The organism is Streptomyces sp. Q2 (assembly GCF_056820935.1).
In genome coordinates, this window is record NZ_JBXEJE010000015.1 from 126,359 (window position 1) to 145,357 (window position 18,999).

19 protein-coding genes are annotated in these 18,999 nt (G+C 70.3%); 3 read left to right on the plus strand and 16 right to left on the minus strand.

Annotated elements, in window-relative coordinates:
* Positions 1 to 127 precede the first annotated feature (127 nt).
* The gene (locus tag ACWBNA_RS18335) at positions 128 to 1,090 is read left to right on the plus strand and encodes an SDR family oxidoreductase (protein WP_482705437.1); all 963 of its coding nucleotides are present in this window, start codon (positions 128 to 130) and stop codon (positions 1,088 to 1,090) included.
* On the plus strand, positions 1,087 to 2,676 hold the full coding sequence (locus ACWBNA_RS18340; protein ID WP_482705438.1) for an FAD-binding oxidoreductase: 1,590 nt from the start codon (positions 1,087 to 1,089) through the stop codon (positions 2,674 to 2,676). Before ACWBNA_RS18335 ends, ACWBNA_RS18340 begins: the two co-directional genes overlap by 4 nt.
* Positions 2,677 to 2,740: 64 nt before the next feature.
* Here ACWBNA_RS18340 and ACWBNA_RS18345 read toward each other — a convergent pair whose 3' ends face one another.
* The 6 genes from ACWBNA_RS18345 to ACWBNA_RS18370 form a co-directional block, all read right to left on the minus strand.
* Positions 2,741 to 3,154: a nuclear transport factor 2 family protein gene (locus tag ACWBNA_RS18345; RefSeq protein WP_482705439.1), complete on the minus strand. Its 414-nt coding sequence runs from the start codon at positions 3,152 to 3,154 to the stop codon at positions 2,741 to 2,743.
* Positions 3,154 to 3,993, minus strand: a complete 840-nt coding sequence (locus tag ACWBNA_RS18350) for an SDR family NAD(P)-dependent oxidoreductase (protein ID WP_482705440.1) — start codon at positions 3,991 to 3,993, stop codon at positions 3,154 to 3,156. The genes ACWBNA_RS18345 and ACWBNA_RS18350 overlap by 1 nt, the downstream gene beginning before the upstream one ends.
* Entirely contained in the window at positions 3,990 to 5,600 is a 1,611-nt protein-coding gene (locus tag ACWBNA_RS18355) for an FAD-binding oxidoreductase (protein WP_482705441.1), read from the minus strand. The genes ACWBNA_RS18350 and ACWBNA_RS18355 overlap by 4 nt, the downstream gene beginning before the upstream one ends.
* Positions 5,597 to 6,616, minus strand: a complete 1,020-nt coding sequence (locus ACWBNA_RS18360; RefSeq protein WP_482705442.1) for an alpha/beta fold hydrolase — start codon at positions 6,614 to 6,616, stop codon at positions 5,597 to 5,599. The genes ACWBNA_RS18355 and ACWBNA_RS18360 overlap by 4 nt, the downstream gene beginning before the upstream one ends.
* 54 nt (positions 6,617 to 6,670) lie before the next feature.
* On the minus strand, positions 6,671 to 7,912 hold the full coding sequence (locus tag ACWBNA_RS18365; protein WP_482705444.1) for an acyl-CoA dehydrogenase family protein: 1,242 nt from the start codon (positions 7,910 to 7,912) through the stop codon (positions 6,671 to 6,673).
* 79 nt (positions 7,913 to 7,991) lie between these two features.
* Entirely contained in the window at positions 7,992 to 9,161 is a 1,170-nt protein-coding gene (locus tag ACWBNA_RS18370; protein WP_482705445.1) for a flavin reductase, read from the minus strand.
* Positions 9,162 to 9,380: 219 nt separating this feature from the next.
* Here ACWBNA_RS18370 and ACWBNA_RS18375 point away from each other — a divergent pair, with 219 nt between their 5' ends.
* Entirely contained in the window at positions 9,381 to 10,622 is a 1,242-nt protein-coding gene (locus tag ACWBNA_RS18375) for an acyl-CoA dehydrogenase family protein (protein ID WP_482705446.1), read from the plus strand.
* 51 nt (positions 10,623 to 10,673) lie between these two features.
* Here ACWBNA_RS18375 and ACWBNA_RS18380 read toward each other — a convergent pair whose 3' ends face one another.
* Genes ACWBNA_RS18380 through ACWBNA_RS18425 form a run of 10 tightly spaced genes read right to left on the minus strand, consistent with a single transcriptional unit; the run spans position 10,674 to position 18,827 of the window.
* Positions 10,674 to 11,381 (minus strand): GntR family transcriptional regulator, encoded by a 708-nt coding sequence (locus tag ACWBNA_RS18380; RefSeq protein ID WP_217238015.1) that lies wholly within the window; start codon positions 11,379 to 11,381, stop codon positions 10,674 to 10,676.
* Positions 11,382 to 11,418: 37 nt separating this feature from the next.
* A complete protein-coding gene (locus ACWBNA_RS18385; protein ID WP_482705447.1) occupies positions 11,419 to 12,528 on the minus strand; it encodes a zinc-binding dehydrogenase in 1,110 nt (369 codons plus the stop codon).
* Positions 12,529 to 12,553: 25 nt separating this feature from the next.
* On the minus strand, positions 12,554 to 13,642 hold the full coding sequence (locus tag ACWBNA_RS18390) for a zinc-binding dehydrogenase (protein ID WP_482705448.1): 1,089 nt from the start codon (positions 13,640 to 13,642) through the stop codon (positions 12,554 to 12,556).
* Positions 13,642 to 14,508, minus strand: a complete 867-nt coding sequence (locus ACWBNA_RS18395; protein WP_482705449.1) for an SDR family NAD(P)-dependent oxidoreductase — start codon at positions 14,506 to 14,508, stop codon at positions 13,642 to 13,644. Before ACWBNA_RS18395 ends, ACWBNA_RS18390 begins: the two co-directional genes overlap by 1 nt.
* Positions 14,505 to 15,314: a carboxymuconolactone decarboxylase family protein gene (locus ACWBNA_RS18400; protein ID WP_482705450.1), complete on the minus strand. Its 810-nt coding sequence runs from the start codon at positions 15,312 to 15,314 to the stop codon at positions 14,505 to 14,507. The genes ACWBNA_RS18395 and ACWBNA_RS18400 overlap by 4 nt, the downstream gene beginning before the upstream one ends.
* The gene (locus tag ACWBNA_RS18405) at positions 15,311 to 16,231 is read right to left on the minus strand and encodes an NAD(P)-dependent oxidoreductase (RefSeq protein ID WP_482705451.1); all 921 of its coding nucleotides are present in this window, start codon (positions 16,229 to 16,231) and stop codon (positions 15,311 to 15,313) included. Before ACWBNA_RS18405 ends, ACWBNA_RS18400 begins: the two co-directional genes overlap by 4 nt.
* Positions 16,224 to 16,658: a carboxymuconolactone decarboxylase family protein gene (locus tag ACWBNA_RS18410; protein ID WP_482705452.1), complete on the minus strand. Its 435-nt coding sequence runs from the start codon at positions 16,656 to 16,658 to the stop codon at positions 16,224 to 16,226. Before ACWBNA_RS18410 ends, ACWBNA_RS18405 begins: the two co-directional genes overlap by 8 nt.
* Complete coding sequence (locus tag ACWBNA_RS18415; RefSeq protein ID WP_482705453.1) at positions 16,655 to 17,062, minus strand: cupin domain-containing protein; 408 nt, start codon at positions 17,060 to 17,062, stop codon at positions 16,655 to 16,657. The genes ACWBNA_RS18410 and ACWBNA_RS18415 overlap by 4 nt, the downstream gene beginning before the upstream one ends.
* Positions 17,059 to 17,985, minus strand: a complete 927-nt coding sequence (locus ACWBNA_RS18420) for an NAD(P)-dependent oxidoreductase (protein ID WP_482705454.1) — start codon at positions 17,983 to 17,985, stop codon at positions 17,059 to 17,061. The genes ACWBNA_RS18415 and ACWBNA_RS18420 overlap by 4 nt, the downstream gene beginning before the upstream one ends.
* Positions 17,982 to 18,827, minus strand: a complete 846-nt coding sequence (locus ACWBNA_RS18425; RefSeq protein WP_482705455.1) for an N-acyl homoserine lactonase family protein — start codon at positions 18,825 to 18,827, stop codon at positions 17,982 to 17,984. The genes ACWBNA_RS18420 and ACWBNA_RS18425 overlap by 4 nt, the downstream gene beginning before the upstream one ends.
* Between the last annotated feature and the right edge of the window lie 172 nt (positions 18,828 to 18,999).

Consider the following 18,999-nt stretch of genomic DNA (forward strand, 5'->3'; position numbering starts at 1 on the left):
GGGAATCACGGGATTGTCGTCTCGTCATACAAAGAGTAGCGTTGCCCGGGCCGACGTCGGATGCCGCAGGCCCGCGTCGTCCACACCGCCCGGGCGGGCCGGGCCGGCGACGAACGAAGGAGCGCGCGTGTACCTCATCACCGGTGCCAGCGGAGGTCTGGCACAGACCGCAGCGGAGCTGCTGCTCGAGTCGGTTCCCGCCGACCAGGTCATCCTGACGACGCGGGCGCCCGAGAAGCTCCAGACGTTCGCCGACCGCGGCGCCCACGTCCGGTACGCCGACTTCGCCGCACCGGACAGCCTGGAGTCGGCCTTCGCGGGGGCCCAGCGGATGCTGCTCGTGTCCACCGCCCAGGTCGGCTCGCGGATCGGCTTCCACCGCAACGCGATCGAGGCGGCCCGACGTGCCGGGGTCCAGTACCTCGCCTACACCTCGATCGTGGGCGCCGGCACCGAGGAGAACGACGCCGTCGTCTGCATCGAACACCGCGCGACCGAGGCGATGCTGCGGGACTCGGGACTGCGCTGGAACGCGCTGCGCGACTCCCAGTACGCGGAGGCGGTGGCCCACTTCATCGCTCCGGGCGCGGTCGCCATGGGACAGATGGTCGGCGCCTGGGGTGAGGGCACCGTCGGCTTCGTCGCCCGGGAGGACTGCGCGGCGACCGCCGTGGGCGCGCTCCTCGGCCGCGGCGAGGACAACCGGGCCTACGAGGTCACCGGCCCGGAAGAACTGACGTACCGTCAAATCTGTGCCATGGTCAGCGAGATCAGCGGCGCCGACGTCGGATACGTGCCGATCGCCGACGAGGAGCAGTACGCCATCTTCGACGCCATGGGCGTGCCCCGGGAGTACCAGAGCGACATGTCCTCCTCCCCCATCCCCTGGAACAGCGACGACATGGTGTCCTTCAGCCGCGCGATCCGCGTGGGTCACATGTCGTCCCTCAGCGACACCGTCCAGAAACTCGCCGGCCGAGCCCCCCGTTCGATGCGCTCGGTGCTGGAGGAGGCCGCCGCGACCTGGCCGCCCGCGGGCGCCGCACTGCAGGCGGCCGCTGCCGACAGCGTCGCCGAGGCCGCGCTGTGACCGCCTCACCCGCCGAGGACACGTCGTACCTCACCGAGCAGGCTCTGCGGCGCTTCGTCGACGTGCTCGGCGAGGACGGTGTCGTCCTCGGTGAAGGCCGCTTCCACGAGCAGTACCGCGACAAGTACTGGCACCGCGACGACGACTCCTACGACCCGGCCGCGGTCCTGCTGCCCCGCAGCACCGAGGAGGTACAGGCCGTCGTCCGGATCGCCAACGAGTTCGGGGTGCCGATCTGGACGTCCTCGCAGGGCCGCAACTACGGATACGGCGGCTCCTCCCCGCGCCTGAAGGCAACCGTCGTGGTCAGCCTGACCAGGATGAACCGCGTCCTGGAGATCAACCGCGACCTCGCCTACGCGGTGGTCGAGCCGGGCGTGCGGTGGTTCGACCTGCACGACGCCCTGAAGGAGTCCGGCAACGAGGACCTGATGGTGACCGTCCCCGACATCGGCTGGGGAAGCGTCATCGGCAACTCCCTCGACTGCGGGATCACCTACCAGCCGTACGGCGCGGACTTCATGGCGCCGTGCGGGATGGAGGTCGTGCTGGCCAACGGCGAACTGCTGCGCACCGGCATGGGTGCCATCCCGGACAACAAGTCCTGGCACACCTACAAGCGCGGCCTCGGCCCGGTCCTCGACGGCCTGTTCATGCAGAGCAACTTCGGCATCGTCACGAGGATGGGCTACTGGCTCATGCCCCGGCCGGAGGCCTACGCGCCGTTCTTCCTCACGGTGCCGCGGGACGAGCACCTCGACCAGGCGGTCGACATCATCCGCAGGCTCCGTCTCGACGGCACCCTGCGCGGCGTACCGAGCATGTACAACACCGTGACGCTGGCGGCCCAGTTCCCCGAGGTGATGGGACGGTTCGCCGGCGCCGAGGGGGCCTTCAGCGAGGAGACCCTCGACGAGATGGCCGACGCGACCGGCCTGGGCCGGTGGGCCCTGCGCGGAGCACTGTGGGGCGACACCCCTGTCGTCGGCCACCAGCTGGACAAGATCCGCACGGCATGGAGCGCGATTCCCGGCGGCAAGGTCCTCTTCGAGCGGACCTACGGCCCGGACGAGTACGACCAGATCCGCTCCATCCCCGACAAGTGCCAGGCGGGCCTGCCCGGCCTCGACCTGATCGAGGCCATGCCGGAAGGGATCGCCCACATCGGCTTCTCCCCCGCCGTCCCGCTGGTCGGGACCGACGTGCGCGAGGTCGTCGACCTCTTCGACCGGATCGTCAGGCAGAAGGTCGGCGTCAACGTCGCCGGCGGGCTGCTGATCATCAATGAGCGCACGGCCCTCTACGTCACCGGCCTCAACTACGACTACCGCGACGCGGAGCAGTGCCGCAAGGCCTACGACGCGGTGAAGGTGCTCGTGGCCGAGGCGGGCAAGCGTGGATACGGCGAGTACCGCGCCCACCTGGACTTCATGGACCTGGCGTCGGCGCAGTACTCCTTCAACGACCACGCCTACCGGCGCTTCTGCGAGACGATCAAGGACGCGGTCGACCCGAACGGCATCCTGTCCCCGGGACGCCACGGCATCTGGCCGGAGAAACTGCGGCATCTCGCCGACCGCGGCTGAGGTGTGCGACAGACAGATGTGGGGCCCCGGCTCGTCCGAGCCGGGGCCCCACGTCTCGGCCGATTCACGCCGGGGATGTCGCCGCCGCGAAGGACAGTGCCATGTGCTGGGTGTCCATGTACTCGCGAAGGGTCCTGATCCGGTCGTCGACGACCTCGTACACGTTGGCGTACCGGTTGTCGTACGGGCTTTTGTCGCGGAAGGATCCGCTTCCCCGCGCCTCGGCGACGACCCAGGTCCCTTCCCCGACCAGGCGCGTGATCTCCATCTGAGGACCGGCCCCGTCGAACAGGGCAAGCATCTCCGGGAGCACCTTGAGCATGGTCGCGCCGTCCATCGGCTTCTCCGCGCCCGGCAGGTCGTACGCCTGGATCGTGTAGCTGAAATCCGGTGTGATCAGCCGGGCGACGCGCTCCCAGTCATGTCGGTTGAGCGCGTCGACGAATGCCCGGACCACGTCCTTGGCATCAGTGGCCATCAGAGTTCTCCCTTTCGCGTGGCCGCCGCACGGCCGAATGCCGCCTCGATCCGGGCCGAGCGCTCGGCGACCATCGGATACCACTCCGGGTGGGTGACGATGTGGCTCTCACCACGAGCGAGGGCGGCCAGCACGATGTCACCCACCTCGGCCGGGTCCAGCCAGCGCAGCGCGGCGAGTTCCGCGTTCTGCGAGATGTCGTTCTGCACGAAGCTGCTGGTGTCCGTGTCGGCGGGTCTGGTGCGCAGGCTTTGGGCGATGTTGCTGCGGACCGTTCCCGGCGCGAGGACCGCGGCCGTCACGTTCGAGTCCTCGCGCCCCAGTTCGTGTGCCAGCGCCTCGGTGAGGCCCATGACGGCGAACTTGGTGGTGGCGTACGCACCGAGGCCGGGCATGTCGGCGACGAAGCCGCCCATGGAGGACGTGTTCACCAGGTAGGCCGGCTCGCCGTGCTCCTTGAGCAGCGGCAGGAACGCGTGGACGCCGTGGATGACGCCGTGAAGGTTGACGTCGAGGATCCACCTCCAGTCCGCGAGGGTCATCTCCGCGATGCCGGCCTCCGGGGCCACGCCGGCGTTGTTGAACAGCAGATGCACCTTGCCGAAGCGGTCGACGACCTGGTCGGCGAGCGCCCGCACGCTCGCGGCGTCCGAGACGTCCGTGCGCAGGCCCACGGCCCCGATCTCCTCGGCCACCGCGTCGAGCGGGCCCTTCTCGATGTCGGCGATCACCACGTGCGCGCCGTGCTCCACCAGCCGTTGCGCGATGCCCCGTCCGATGCCCGACGCACCGCCGGTCACCACGGCGACCAGGCCGGCTACGTCCGATATCGCGCTCATGAGCGTGCCTCTCCGTCGATCGGGCCCTGGGTTCTGTGGGCGCCGGGCCACACGCCGTGCCGTCCCGGCGAGAGGATCCCGTTGGGGTCGACCGCGTCCTTGATGCGCTCGACGAAGCGCCGGTAGGCGTGGTCGTTGAAGGAGTACTGGTCGGCCGCGAGGTCCATGAATTCCAGGTGGGCGCGGTACTCGCCGTACCCGAGCGCCCCCACCTCGCTCACCAGCATCTTCGCGGTGTCCACCGCCGCGCGGACCTGTTTCTCGTCACGGGTGTCGAAGCTGAGGCTGCTCACGACGATGGCGCTGCGGTCGTTGATGGGGAAGATCGCGCACACGAAGTTCGTGCCGGCCCGCTCGGTGACCAGCCGTTCGATCACGTCGACGACGCGGCGCACCTCGCCGCCGGTGAGCGGTACGACGGGCGAGAAGCCGATGTGCCCGACGAAGTCCGGGAGCACCTCCATCATGTCCATGCTCGGGATCCCGGCCTGGACCTTCTCCATGAACGTGCTCAACTCGCCCCACTCGTCCCGCAGGAACGTGCGGTGGTGGTCGACACGCGAGCCTTCGACGGCCGCCCACGCCTCACGGATGCGCCGCAGCCGGTGCTCGACGACGGGGAGGTCTCCCCACAGTGCGGTGCGCAGCCCCCAGCGCCCGACGCCGGCGCGAGCGGCGAGCTCTTCGAGGGCGTCCTCGCTCATCGGGCCCTCGGCCCCCATGAACTCACCGAGGAGTTCGGGGAACTGGGCGGACATGGTGATCGTGTTCTGCAGGTTCGGCACGCCCTCGATCACACCGTCCAGGCGGAGTTCGCGGATGATGTCGACGGCCTGCGCGAGCTGGTCGTCCCGGGGGACGGTGAGGTAGACGGGGGCGTAGGCCTGCGGACGGCGCTGCAGCCACACGCCCGCGCGCGTCACGACGCCGTAGTTGGACTGCATGAACAGCGGGTCGAGCACCGGCCCGAGACCGCGCGGGTAGACGTGCCAGGACGGGTTGTCCGGCAGGGCCCCCATGCCGGTCCGCAGCAGCTCGCCGTCGGCGAGGACGACCTCCATCCCGCAGATCTTCTGGAAGTCCGACCCGTTGGGGCCGTAGGTGACGCCGTTGTCGAGGGAGTTGCCGATCACGCTGCCCCAGCCGATGTCGGGGATGGAGCACCACAGGTCCTCGTTGCCCGAGTCCTTGAGCGCGTCGTACAGGTCGAACCACCTCACCCCGGGCTCGACGACGGCGTACGCCAGCTCGCGGTTGATCTCCAGCACCCGGTTCATCCGGCGGAAGCTGATCAGGAGCGAGCCCCGGACCCGCGGGGACGGGCCGCCGTAACCGTTGTTGCGGCCCTGGGAGGACGTCCACACCGGGATGCGGTACTCGTTCGCGACCCGCAGGACCGCCTGCACCTGCTGGGTGGAGGTGGGGAAGACCACGGCGGAGGAGTCGTAGGTGCGGTCGCCCTGGAACCAGTAGGGGTCCCGGTAGGAGTCCCGTTCGTCGTCGGACAGCAGCAGCGCGTCGGCGCCGACGATCTCCACCAGTCGGCGCACCGCCTCCTGGTCCAGAGGCTCGGCGGCGGGGGTCGGGGGTTCGCCGGTGGTCGTCATCGTGTTTCCTCCTCGGCACCGGACAGCTGCTCCAGCCAGGCGATGACCGGCTTGACGGTGTCGGCGGAGTTGGCCTCCAGGATCAGTCCGTGGCCGTTGCCGACGATGCCGGCGTCCTCCAGGGCGATCAGCTCGGCCTGCGCGCCCACACAGTTGAGGAACTCGACCAGGGGCGGCGACTGGGCCGCGCTGCCGGACGCGCTGCCCGTCACGACCGCGACGGGGGTGCCGCTGAGGCCGGGGACGCGGTAGTGGGCGGGATCCGCCTTGAGTTGGTCCGGGGACTCGATCGCCGGCTCGGTCGTCAGCTCGGCGTAGGTGAGGCCGTAGGTGATCTCCCCCAGCCCGGGAAAGTCGGCGTAGGGCGGGCCCATCGGTTCCACCGCGACGATTCCCCTGACCAGGCCGGGCCGCCGGTTCGCGGCCAGCCAGCCGCCCGGGCTGCCCGCGGAGTGCGTGACCAGGACCGCCGGACCGATCCGGTCCAGCAGTGCGGCGAGCCGGTCGCCGTCCAGCCGCTGCCCTTCGGCGAAGTCGGCCAGGAAGAAGCCCATCGCCGAGGTGAGCTGCTGGAACTCCTCCCCGTCGAAGGCGCGGTCCCAGGGCCACTGGGTGTGCGTGTCGGCGGCGTCGGCCGGAGCGAACAGGAAGCTCGCGAACTCCAGTGGCAGCGGCGGGGCCACCGGGCCCAGCACGTCCGGGTGGTGCGGGGAACGTCCGTGGCCGGGCCTGTCGACGACGTACACGGCGTAGCCGGCCCGGACCAGGTCGTAGGCCCAGCCCTGGCGGCCGTCCGGGGTACCGAGCCAGTCGGTGCCCTGTCCGCCGCCGCCGTGCACGAGGACGAGCGGGTGGGGCCGGGTGACCTCGACCGGCGCCAGCCACGCGACGTGGAGCGGGCCGCGCGGGAGGGTGCCTTGCGGGGTGGAGATCCGCTCCCCCGGGATCCAGAAGAACCCGGTACGGATCGTGATCGGCTCCACCGCGTCGTCGAGGTGGGGCGGTTTCATGTTCATGGTCGGTCCTGTCTCACGGCGGCACAACAGGCGGGGGCGGTGGGGTCGTTGCGGTCACCGGGCTTCGGGCGGCGGGATCTCCAGCAGCAGGCACGCGGTGTTGCGGAACGCCTGCTCGCGCAGCATCGCGTTGCGGTGGGTGAGCAGCGAGCTCATGTCGCGGAAGATCCGGTCGAACCGCTCGCCCTGCCGCATGGACCCCGAGCCGACGACACGGAGCAGGTCGTGTTCGAGCGTCTCCCAGAGCTGGACGATGATCTCGCGGACCGCGCAGGCCAGGCTCCAGTCGTCGACGAAGGTGTACTCACGGCTGCCGTCGACCGTGGCGCGGCAGTGCTCCATGTGCTTGGCGATGACCCCGTCGAGGGCCAGCTCGGCGGTCTTGATCTTCGTCCAGGCGGCTCCGTAGTGACGCTGGTAGTCCACGTCGTACAGCCGCAGTTGAACGGGGGGCAGCGGGGTCTTGCGGGTGCGCATGAGCCGCTCGAACTCGTCGAGGGCGTGGTAGAGCCCGCCGACGGCCAGGCTGGCCAGGGACACCGTGAAGGTGAGCAGTCCGCGGCCGGCGTACATCGGGTTGGCGTGCAGCCGGGACCCGACCGTGCCGTCCTTCACCGGGATGTCGATCATGTTGGCGTCCTCGATGACGAGGTCCGCCTCCACGAAGGCGTCGGTGAAGCGGATGCTCTCCGAGCCCGTGGCCTTCAGGCCCGTCGACTCGCCCCAGTTGTGCAGGCGTTCGAAGGTCTTCTCCGGGGCCAGGAACATGCCCATCACGGGGGCCGAGCCGTCCTCCTGCTCGACCATGCACTGGCCGAGGTACCACGTGGAGTAGGGGATGCCGGAGCAGTAGTCCACGGTGCCGTCGAGGACGTAACCGCCGTCGGTCCTCTTCGCCCTGACCGTCGGCGCGGACACCGAGGCCGCCCGGAAGTCGCCGCCCGCGAACGCCCGGTCCTGGACCTCCTTGGGGTACCAGGAGGCGACATGGAGGGCGTGGTTGGCCGCCAGCGCGAAGCACCAGGCGCTGCCCATGTCACCTCGGGCGAGCTCCTTGCACACCTCGAAGAACGTGCCGGGCGAGACCTCGAGGCCGCCGTACGTCTTCGGCACGAACATGTCGTAGAAGCGGTTCGCGAGGAACTTCTCATGGATGTCCGCGGGGATGTGCGTGAGCTTTTCCGCTTCCTCCTGGCGGGCGAGGAGTTCCTCCCGCATCGCCCTCGCCCGTCCGACGAGTTCCTCCTGCGAGGGCTCGGTCAGGTCGGGCCGCGCGGCGGCGTGTGCTGTGGTCATCGCTTCTCCTAAGCGCCCGGGGGACACATCACGTTCGACTGCCGGCGCTGCGGCAGTGGGTTCTTGAGGGGTTCGGGGGTCAGGTGGTCCGGTCGACGGCGTCGGCACCCCTGCGCAGCTGGTCCTGGTGGCGCATCTCCAGCGGGCGCCGTGCGTGCGCTCGGAGTACGGCGGCGACCCTGACCACGTCACCGGCTTCGTAGGCCTCGACGAGTTCGCGGTGGTCGTCCAGGAGGGAGCCGGAGGCGTAGCTTCCCCGGTCGAGCGCGCGCAGGTTGAGTCCGGGCAGGCACAGGCGGCGGTAGGTGTCCAACAGGATCGTCGATCCCGCGAGTTCGACCATGTACTCGTGGAAGCGCTCGTTGGCGCGCACCCAGCCCTCGGGGTCCGTGAAGCGGCCGTCCTGGACGAAGCCGAGGGTGTCCTCCATGAGTGCGCGCAGCCGCGCCAGTTCGGCGGGCTTCGCCTTGCCGACGGTCAGTTCCGCGACGCCGGTCTCGATGGCCAGCTTCGCCTTGTAGACCTCGTCGATGATGGAGTCGGGCACGGGTGTGATGAGGTACTCGCCGCTCTGGCGCCGGATGAGCCCCTCGTCGGCCAGGGCCACCAGGGCGCGGTGGATGCGGTTGGCGTCCACCCCCAGTTCCCCGGCCCAGCGGGCGGTGTCGATGACCTCCTCGACGTCGCTGCCCGCGTCGAGCACCCGGGTGCGCACCTCGCGCAGCACGGATGCCTCCGGGGCCGTCTGCATCCGGCCGAAGCGGCCGCGGAAGTAGGCGAGCGGATGACCGGAGTAGGAACTCGCCTCCTCGACGTGGGCGAGGAACACGTCGTGGGTGCCCGCCTCCACCTGCTCGGCGACCCGGCAGATGAGGTGCGCGATGGCGCCGACCAGCAGGGGCGAGCCGTTCGACGCGGTCTCGGTGGGCACTCCCTCGTACTTGTCGGGGACGCGGGAGGCGAAGCGTGTGGCCAGGTCCACGTGGTCCTCGGCGAGGACGTTCACCGCGAAGGCTCCGCTGTCCCGTACCGCCGCGGCGGTGGCCGAGTTCCGGTTGAGGCAGATGAGGAGCATCGGCGGATCGTCGGTCAGGGAACTGACCGCGCTCGCGGTACTGCCGTACCGGACGCCGTCGTACTCCGTCGTGATCACGGTGACGCCGGTGGCGAACCGCCCGATGACGTCGCGGAACTCGCGCGCGGTGACCGGGCGGGGGCCGGACTGGGTGACGGGGGACGGCGTGGACATCACAACCAACTCCTCTGGAGACCCGTGCCAAGCCGCGGGCTCCGGGTGAACTCTGCACGAACTCGCCGCTGGACTGTATGACGATCGCACAATGGCGTAAAGAGGGGTGCGAGGGGCCGACCATCAGAACCGATGGACTGAGAGGTGGCCGCGACTAGCGTCGTACTCTGCCTGCCTATATTATCGTCATACAAAGTTCCGTGTCGAGAGGAGAGCTCGATGAGCGCAAGCCTGTACGCCGCAGACTCCGCGCCCCACCCTGCGGCGGAGGGCACGGCCGACCACCTCTTGCAGGTGGCGGCCAGGCTTCGTCCCGTCCTCAGGGCCGCGCAGGCGGAGCACGAGGCGCTCGGTGGCTACTCCGAGGCCATCCACAAGCAACTGCTCGACGCCGGTTTCTACCGGATGCTCCAGCCGAAGAAGTACGGCGGTCTGGAGCTGCCACTGGAGGACTTCCTCCGGGTGGGCGTCGAGATCTCGCGCGGCGACCCGGGAGTCGGCTGGTCGTTCGTCCTCGGGGCCGGCCACGCGTGGCACATCGCCTCCTTCTTCCCCGAGGAAGCCCAGGCGGAGCTGTTCGCCGGCGATCTCATCGCGCCCGGCCGCACCATCCCCCGCGGGCGGGCCGTCCGCACCGCCGGCGGCTACCGGCTCACCGGCACCTGGGACTACTGCTCCGGCTCGATGTGGAGCACCCACGCGATGCTGGTCGCCCCCACCTTCACCGAGGCGGACGTGCCGCTCGGGCTGCGCGCGTTCGTCGTCCCGCGGGACCGGTACGAGATCCTCGACGACTGGGGCGGCGACCTCGTCCTCGGCATGCGGGCGTCCAGCTCCAACTCCATCCGGGTTGAGGACGCGCTGGTCCCGGAACACCTCAGCGTGCTCTACGACTTCAAGGACCACACCCTGGGCGAGGAGGGAACACCCGGCTACCGGTTGCACGGCAATCCCGTGTACCTGGGCCGGACCATCGCCTTCTTCAACTGCGAGCTCGTCGCCACCCAGGTCGGCGCCGCCTGGGCGGCCTTCGACCAGTTCGACGAGCTGATGGCCGGACGTCCGACGAGCTTCCCGCCGATCATGGCGCGCACCGACTCCGCGGAGTACCACCGCTGGTACGGCAAGATGCTCGGCCAGATCGACGCCGCCGAGACCCTGCTGCTCGGCGCGATGCGCCAGTACACCGAGCTGGGGCGGCGCTGGGAACGCACGCGTCAGGAGTTCACGCCCGAGGAGGACGCGAGGCTGCGTGGCGTGATCCTGCAGGGCGCCCAACTGGCCAATCAGGCGGTCGACCTGGCCTTCTCCACGGCCGGGTCCAGCGCGGCACGGCTCGGGTCGCCGATGGAGAAGTACTACCGGGACGTGGCGATGTTCAAGACGCACATCGCCGCCAAGTGGGACGTCACGTACGGGTCGGTGTCGCGCTATCACTTCGGGCAGCCGCTGACCTTCTGAGGCGCCCGCTGCCACGGGCGTCCCACCCCGCACGGAGGTGGGACCGGTGACCTACCGGTCCTGCATCTCCTTGAGGCTGTCGAGGGCGTTGCCCGCGACGCGCCGGATGTGCGTGATGGTGACGCCGGCCGCCGTGTCCGCGTCCCGTTCGCGGATGGCCGCGACGATGGCGCGCAGCTCCTGGATGACCTCGGCGTGGCTGGTCGACATGCCCTTGAGCTGCAGCACCCGCACCTTCGCCTGGACGCTCTCCACGAGCTGACGCAGCACCTCGCTGCCGGCCCCGTCGATCAGGACGTCGTTGAAGTGCCGGCGCGCCATGAGGACCTGGCGCGGCTCGACGGACTCCTCCGAGGCGACCTCGGCGAACCGCTCCGCCGCCGCCTCCAGGGCGTACACCTGAGAGCGGGGCGCCTTCTCGACGAACCGCCGCACCACCAGGCTCTCCAGCGCCGCCCGCACCTCGTAGAGGTCGCGGGCCTCCTCCAGAGTGGGCGCCGCGACCACGGCGCCCTTCTGGGGCACGACCGTGATCAGCCCCTCGGAGGTCAGCTCCCTGAGCGCCTCACGCACGGTGGTCCGGGAGACGTTGAGCTGCTCGACCAGCTCCCGTTCGACGAGACGCTGCCCGGGCTCCAGACGGAAGTCCCAGATCGCCTCCCGCAGAGCCGTGACAACCTGCTCGCGCAAGGGCGCGGCGACACGGCCGACCGGGCTCGTGGCCCAGGCCGAGGCGAGCGAGTTCGAGGTCGTGGACATGGTCTCCCTGCCTTGCGTGGGACAGCACTTGAAGGGATCAGAAGGCGGTGATGACTCCGCTGAGGTCGCGGAACTCACCGGAGGCATAGAGGGCTTCGTTGACCTGGTCGAGGGTGTACTCGGCCGTGACGATCGGCCGGGCGTCGTATTCCCCGCTCTCCAAAAGGGCCACGCACCGGGCCAGGTCACGGGACATGACGCTCTGGCCGTTCTGGCACGACAGGATGCGCCGGCCGTGGATCGCGATGGCGTTCTGCGGCAGGGAGACTTGCCCCTGAGCCCACTGCACGCCCGTCAGCACGACGGTCCCGGCACGCCGGGACATGGCGACCGCCTGCTGCACCGCCTGCTCGGGTCCCGCCGCTTCGACGACCACGTCGGCACCACGCCCCTCGGTGAGGGACCGCACCTGCTCGACCGGGTCGTGCTCCGTCGGATCCACGACGTCGGTCGCCCCGAGCGCGGCGGCCGTCGCACGGCGTTCGGCCAGCGGGTCGACCCCGATGATCCGCCCGGCACCGGCGACCCGCGCGGCCTGCACGCACCACTGGCCCAGATGTCCCAGACCGACCACCGCGACGGACGAGCCGGGCCCGACCTCCGCCACGTTGACGATCGCGCCGTGACCGGTGGTGATCCCGCAGCCCAGCAGGCTCAGATGCGTGGCGGGCAGCGAGCTGTCGACGCGCCACACCTGGCTCCGGTCGGCGACGACCAACTCCGCGTAGGCGCCGACGCGGCCCGCGGCGCGCACCGGCCGGCCCACGTGGTCGGTCGCCAGGACCGGTTCGGGGCTCTCGAAGAGCAGGGCGCACTGGTCGGGGCGGCCGACGCCGCAGTAGAAACACTCGTCGCACTGCGGAGTCCCCGCGACGACCACGAGGTCACCGACGCCGTAGTCGTACCCGCGGGCGCCGTGCTCGTGGCCGCGGGCGTCGCCGTCGCACCGCTCCACCACGCCCAGCGCGGTGTGGCCGAGCACGACCGGCAAGGTCTTGCCGCGCATCGCCCGCCACCCCAGCCAGTCGGTGGAGCAGAACGGCGCGGCGACCGTCCGCACCAGCACCTCGTGCTCGGCGGGAGCGCGCAAGGTCAGCTCCCGGATCGGCATGGGGGCGCCGAACGCCTCCAGCACGGCTGCTCTCATGTGGGCTTCCTCATCCGGTCGATGGTCAGAAGACGAACACGCCCGAGAGGTCCTCAAGCCGTTCGGAGCGCTGCAGCGCGGTGTTGATGTCGTCGAGCCGGTAGGAGCGGGTGACGATCGGTTTCGGGTCCAGCGCGCCGCGTTCCAGCAGGCGGATGTAGGCGGGAAGGTCGCGCCGCATGCGGACGTTGCCGTTCTGGGTGCTGAGCACCTGGCGGCTCTGGACCGCGAGCGGGATCTGTCCGAAGGTGACCTCTCCGGCCACGTCCTTGAGGCCGGACAGGACGACGGTGCCGGCCCGACGGGAGATCTCCAGCGCCAGCCGCTGGGAAGCGGGCGGCCCGGCCGCCTCGACGACCTTGTCGGCCCCCCGCCCCCGGGTGACGGCTCGTACGGCCTCCAGGGCGTCCTCCGGGACGACGGCCCGGGTCGCCCCGAGCGACTCCGCCACTCGGCGGCGCTCCTCGTTCGGTTCGACCGCGATCACCTCACGGGCACCGGCCAGGACCGCCGCCTGGATCGCCCAGAGGCCCAGGTGTCCCGCGCCGACGACGGCGACGACCTCGTCGGGCCGCACGCGTGCCACGTTGAGCACGGCGCCCACCCCGGTCGTGACGCCGCACCCCAGGAGCGAGAGCACCTCCCACGGCAGGTCGGTCTCGACCGGGAAGACCTGGTTCTGCGAGACGTTCATGAACTCGGCGTATCCGCCCACGCATCCGGCCGCGTTCACGACCAGGCCGTCCGAGGTGCGGGCCACGTCGGGGTAGACCCCGCCGAGGTCGAACAGCTCCGAGCACTGGTCCGGGCGGCCGATGCCGCAGTAGAAGCAGTGGCCGCACTCGGGTGTTCCGGGCACGACCACGCGTTGCCCCACCTCGATGCCGCGAACCTGGCCGCCGACCTCGACGACCTCACCCGCGGAGGCGTGCCCGAGGATCGTCGGCGGGACCTTCCCGAGCCGGCCGTGGAAGCTGGTCACGTCGGTCGAGCAGAACGGCGTCGCCTTCGTGCGGACCAGCACCCGGGTCGGGGCGAGGTCGAGCAGGTCGACCTCCTCGACGGTCAGGGGCTGTTCGAAGCCGCGGAGCAGGGCGGCTCGCATCGTCGCCATCACAGGGCTCCCTGAGCCGCGTCCGACCCGGCCGGCCCCGCCCGGTGCCGTTCGAGGATCGCCCGGTCCGTCACCGAGACGTCCCACAGCCCCGCTCCCCCGCCACGGCGGTTGGTGTTCTGCACATTGGCACCGCCGTCGACGGAGAAGATCTCGCCGGTGACGTAGCTCGCCTCGTCGCTGAGCAGGAACGCCACCGTCGCGGCCACCTCGTCCGGCCGGCCGGCGCGTCGCAGCGGCGAGGTCCCCGCACGCCGGCGCATGTCGGCCATCCCCGCCTCCCCGAAGATCGGCGTGGGCACGATGCCCGGGGCCACGGCGTTCACCCGCACGCCGATGGGACCGCCGTAGACGGCGGCACCGTGGACCAGACCCACCGTGCCGTGCTTGGACGTGGTGTACGCCAGCAGGTCGTTGCTCCCGCGCAGACCGGCGATGGAGGAGGTGACGACGACGGAGCCCACGCTGCCGCGCTCCAGGTAGTGGCGGAAGGCGGCCCGTACGCCGAGGAACGGGCCGCGCAGGTTGACGGCCATGACCCGCTCCCACTCCTCGACGGACACGTCGACGAGCTCGGCCAGGGAGCCCGCGATGCCCGCGTTGAGGTGGTGAAGGTCCACCCGTCCGAACGCGTCGACGGCCGCCCGCATGTACGCGTCGACACCGTCCTCGGAGGTCACGTCCGCGCCGACTCCGACGGCCGACCCGCCCAGCGCCGCGGCGACCTCCTTCGCCGCGTGGGCGTCGAGGTCCACGGCGACGACCTTCGCGCCCTCCGCGGCGAGCCGTTCCACCGTGGCTCGTCCGAGGCCGCCCGCGGCCCCGGTGACGACGGCCACCTTCCCGGCCAGTCCACGCAGTGTCATCCTGATCGCCTCACGTCTGTCGTAGGGGTGTGGTGCACGGTCACCGGCGCCGTTCTCGCGAGAAGCTCCTCCCGCAGTACGGGCAGGGCCTGGAGCGCGCTCTGCATGCCCATCGTGGCGGCGATCTCCATGACCTCCAGCAGTTCGCCGACGGTGGCGCCGTAGCCCAGCGCGTTGTCCATGTGCGCCTTCCACCCCTTCACGTACAGGTGGGTGGACGCGCAGTCGAACGCCGTGTAGACGAACTCCTTGACCTTGGGCTCCAGACCGCCGTGCTGCCAGGACACCGACGAGAAGTCGGTGTAGGCCTCGAACATCTCCGGGTCGAGTTCGAGGATCTCGTCCCAGAACTCGTGCCAGTAGCCGCGGTTGGCGGTGAACCGCTCCTTGAGTTCCTTCTGGTACGCGTCGAGCTCGCCGGGACCGTCGCGCAGGCCGCGCTCCGCGAGGATCTCGGCGAGCAGCGGCACGCCGATGTTCATCGCGTGGATCCCGACGGTCGTCGTGAGTTCGACGACCTCGGTGATCTCGCCGGGGGTGGCGCCGAGTTCGAGGGCCCGGCGGATGTGCCGGCGCACCCCGGGGGCGTACAGGTGGGTGGCTGCCGCGTCGACGGCCAGGTACACCAACTCGCGGGTCTTGGCATCGAGATGGCCCTTGCCCAGGGGCACACCGGCCAGTCGTACGTACGCCCCGAGGAGCTGCGGGGCTAGCTCGAGCACCGCCTCCCACTGCTCGTCCCAGGCGCCGTGCACCTCGACGACGGCGTCCCTCAGCTCCTGTGCCGAAGGCGCCTGCGCGCTCATCCCGTCACCAGCTCTCGGTCGGCCGCCCGCTCGAACGTCCAGCGGGCGATCTCGGTGTGGTCTGCGGTGTCGGGCAGTTCCTCGAGCGCGCGCTCCCACAGGGCCACGGCGCTCTCCGTGAGCGGGCTCGCGATGCCTAGTTGGCGGGCCAGATCGACGGCGATGCGCATGTCCTTGACCATCAGCCGCATGCCGAAGCCGGAGTCGTAGCCGCCCGGCAGCACGAAGTTGGGGAACTTGTTGTCCGTCGATCCGCTGCGGCCGCTGGAGGTGTTGATCAGTTCCACCATGACGGCGGGGTCGAGCCCGAAACGCTCACCGGCGAGCACGCCCTCGGCCGTGGCCAGCAGATGCGTGGCGGAGAGCAGGTTGTTGATGGCCTTGAGCGCGTGCCCGGCACCCACGGAGCCCGCGCGGCGGGCCGTGCCCATCGCCGTGAACAGGGGAGACAGTCGCTCCACGGCGCCCTCGGCGCCGCCCACCATGATCGTGAGCGTGCCGTTCTCGGCGCCCTTGACTCCTCCGGAGACGGGCGCGTCGACCAGGGTGACGCCACGGCGGTCGAGGTCGGCGGCCAGCCGCCTGGTGGACATCGGGTCGGAGGAACTCATGTCGACGACGGTGCTGCCCACGGCGAGGGCCTCGCGGACCGCCGGGTCGCCGAGTACGGCCTCGACGACCGCGCTGCTGGGAAGCATGAGGACGACGACGTCGGCGCCGCGGACGGCCCCGGCCGCGGTCTCGGCGGTACGAGCGCCGGCGGCGGCCAGCGCCGCCCGGGCGTCCTCACTCAGGTCGAATCCGGTCACCGCGTATCCGGCCCCGACGAGGCGCACCGACATCGGCGCCCCCATGTTCCCCAGCCCGACGAAGGCAACCGACGGCAGCGGGGAATGCGGTGCGGAGGTGTCAGACATCGCCCTTGACCTCCTCGATCACGCGCTCGGCGACGCGGAAGGACTCCAGCGCGGCCGGGACGCCGACGTAGACGGCGCACTGGAGGAGGACTTCCTGGATCTCCTCGACGGTCACGCCGTTGGTGAGGGCTCCCTTGACGTGCACACCGAGCTCGTGGTTGCGGCCCAGGGCGGTCAGCATGGCGAGGTTGACCAGGCTGCGGGTGCGCCGCTCGAGCCCGGGACGGGTCCACACGGCGCCCCAGCAGTACTCGGTGACAAGCTCCTGTATCGGCCGCGAGAACTCGCTGACCTGGGCGAGCGATCGCTCGACGTGCTCGGCGCCCAGGACCGCCTTGCGTACGGCGAGGCCGGCCTCGTAGGTGTCGCGGTGCGTGGTGCCTGGCGCGTTGGGGGCGATGTCTGTGGTCAGGGGCTCGGTTGTCATGGGGTTCGGTCCTGTTCGGTGAGGGGCGCGGTGTACTGCTCGGGGCCGACCTCCTCGGCCCAGGCGGTCGCCCCGAGCGAGATGGCCGTGTGGGTCATGAAGGAGTCGGGGGCGGCGCCGTGCCAGTGCCGTTCGCCCGGCGGGCACCACACGACGTCCCCGGCGCGCAGGGGGCGCGGGCCGTCCTGCTCGGTCGCGACGTAACCGCTGCCGGCCAGCACCTGGAGGATCTGGCCGTGCTCGTGGGTGTGCCAGTAGGTGCGGGCGCCGGGCGTGAAGTTGACGGTGTTGATGGTCACGCCGTCGGTGGCGGGCATGGTGAGGTACGCGTGCACCGTGCCGGTGAACCGCGAGCCGGTCTTGGTGCCGACGCCGTGCTGGGTCGTTCCGTGAATGAGCTTCACGACCTGTCCTTTCCGGCGTCGTACGCGCCGTCGTGGATGCGGACCCGCCCCGAGACGTCTCCGATCGCGTCGACGACGGTGTTGCTGATGTCGTCCGCGTAGCCCAGTTGGAGGGCGAGACCGAAGGAGGCCAGCGGGGCGGAGGAGTTGGGGCTGGCGACGCCCAGGCCCGCGACGAGGTCGACGTAGGCGAGGACGTCCTTGGTCATCAGCGCGTTGGTGAGACCGCCCTTGAGGTAGTCGCCGTGGATGATCTTCGGGAACCTGTTCCGCGTCGCGAAGTTCACGCCCGAGCTGGTGTTGAGCACGTCGAGGAGCACCTGGAGGTCGAGGCCGGCCTTGCGCCCGGCGACCATCACCTCGGCGGTCGCCGACAGCGCGACGGCGTTGAGGAAGTTGTTGAGGAGCTTGGCCGTGTGTCCGGCCCCGGCGGATCCGCAGTGGAAGACGTGGGCCGAGAAGGCCGCCAGCAGCGGACGTACCTGGTCGAGGGTCTTGGTGTCCCCGCCGACCATGAGGGTCAGCGTCCCCTTCTCGGCTGCCGCGGCGCCTCCGGAGATGCCCGCGTCCAGCAAGGTGGCGCCCTGTTCGGCTAGTTGGCCGTGCAGGCGCAGTGTGGAGGCGGGGGCCGAGGTGCTGAGGTCGATCACCGTCTGTCCGTCCCGGGCGTGGGCGAGCACTCCGTCCTCGCCCAGGACGACCGCCTCGACGACCTTGCTCTCCGGCAGGGAGAGAAGGACGACATCGCAGGCACGCGTCACGTCGGCCACGGACTCCGCCGCGGCGGCACCGCACGCGGTGACGTTCTCCGGGCGGGTGTCGTGGCCGAGGACGGTGTACCCGGCGTCCACCAGGCGTCGGGCGATCCGCCCGCCCATGTTGCCGAGGCCTATGAAGCCCACCGGCGACGTCGTACTGGTCATGCTGTTCCTCCACCTTGGGGCCCTCGGGGGCTTTGCGGACCGCCGATCACGGCGACGAACTCCCCCATCGGGCCGTCGAGCCGCCGGTGGCGGTCGAGGACGGCCGGATCGTGGCCGGGGACGAGGATCGCGTCACGGTCCGCGATGAGCTGGTTCATGTAGTCGAAGCCCCGGTACATCGCCTCCAGATCGGCGACGACGAGGAACGGCAGATCGCGTTCGAGTTCCTCGTAGTAGTGCGTCGCGTCGGAGGCGAGGAGCACCAGGCCTTCGCTGGTGTTGACGGTGAGCACCGCCTGGCCCGGCGAGTGGCCGCCGAGCTCGATCATCTCGACGCCCGGCGCGATCTCCTCGTGGCCGCGGTGGAACACCATGCGGCCCTGCTGGTGGACGTCCCGCAGGTGGTCGATCTCGCTGTCCTCGACCGAGTGGTGGAACTGGAAGCGTCTGCCGCAGTCGCCGGTCCAGAAGTCGAACTCCGTGCGCGGCACGATCACCTTCGAGTCCTCGAACAGGTCCACGTTGCCCACATGGTCGTAGTGGGCGTGGGTGAGGACCAAGGTGGCCTCCGCCGGCTCGATCCCCAGGCGGCTGAACGCGTCCGCGGGGTGGATGAGGTGACCGCGTGCGCGGTTGCGTCCGCCGAGCTCGCTGTAGCCGGTGTCGACGACGATCGTGCGCCGCGCGTTGCGCAGGACCCAGACGTAGTAGTCCATCCCGATCGGGCCGTCCGGTTCGCCGTACAGGTGGTGGTTGAGGAAGACCTGTCCGCGCGTGGTCGTGCGGGACGCGTAGCGCGCGATCAGGACCTCGTACGTGTCGTCGGCGGGTGTTTGACTCACGGTCACTCCGTATGATTGTCAGACAATCAATCCCGACAGCACGTTAGCGCAGATCAAACCCCCTCGCAATGGTCGCCCGGAACCCCGAGGCCCACGTCGAGGCGGAACTCCGTCTTGACCCGGTCATAATATCGTATGACAATCATGCGGCTTGCCGAGCTCCGCTCCGGCA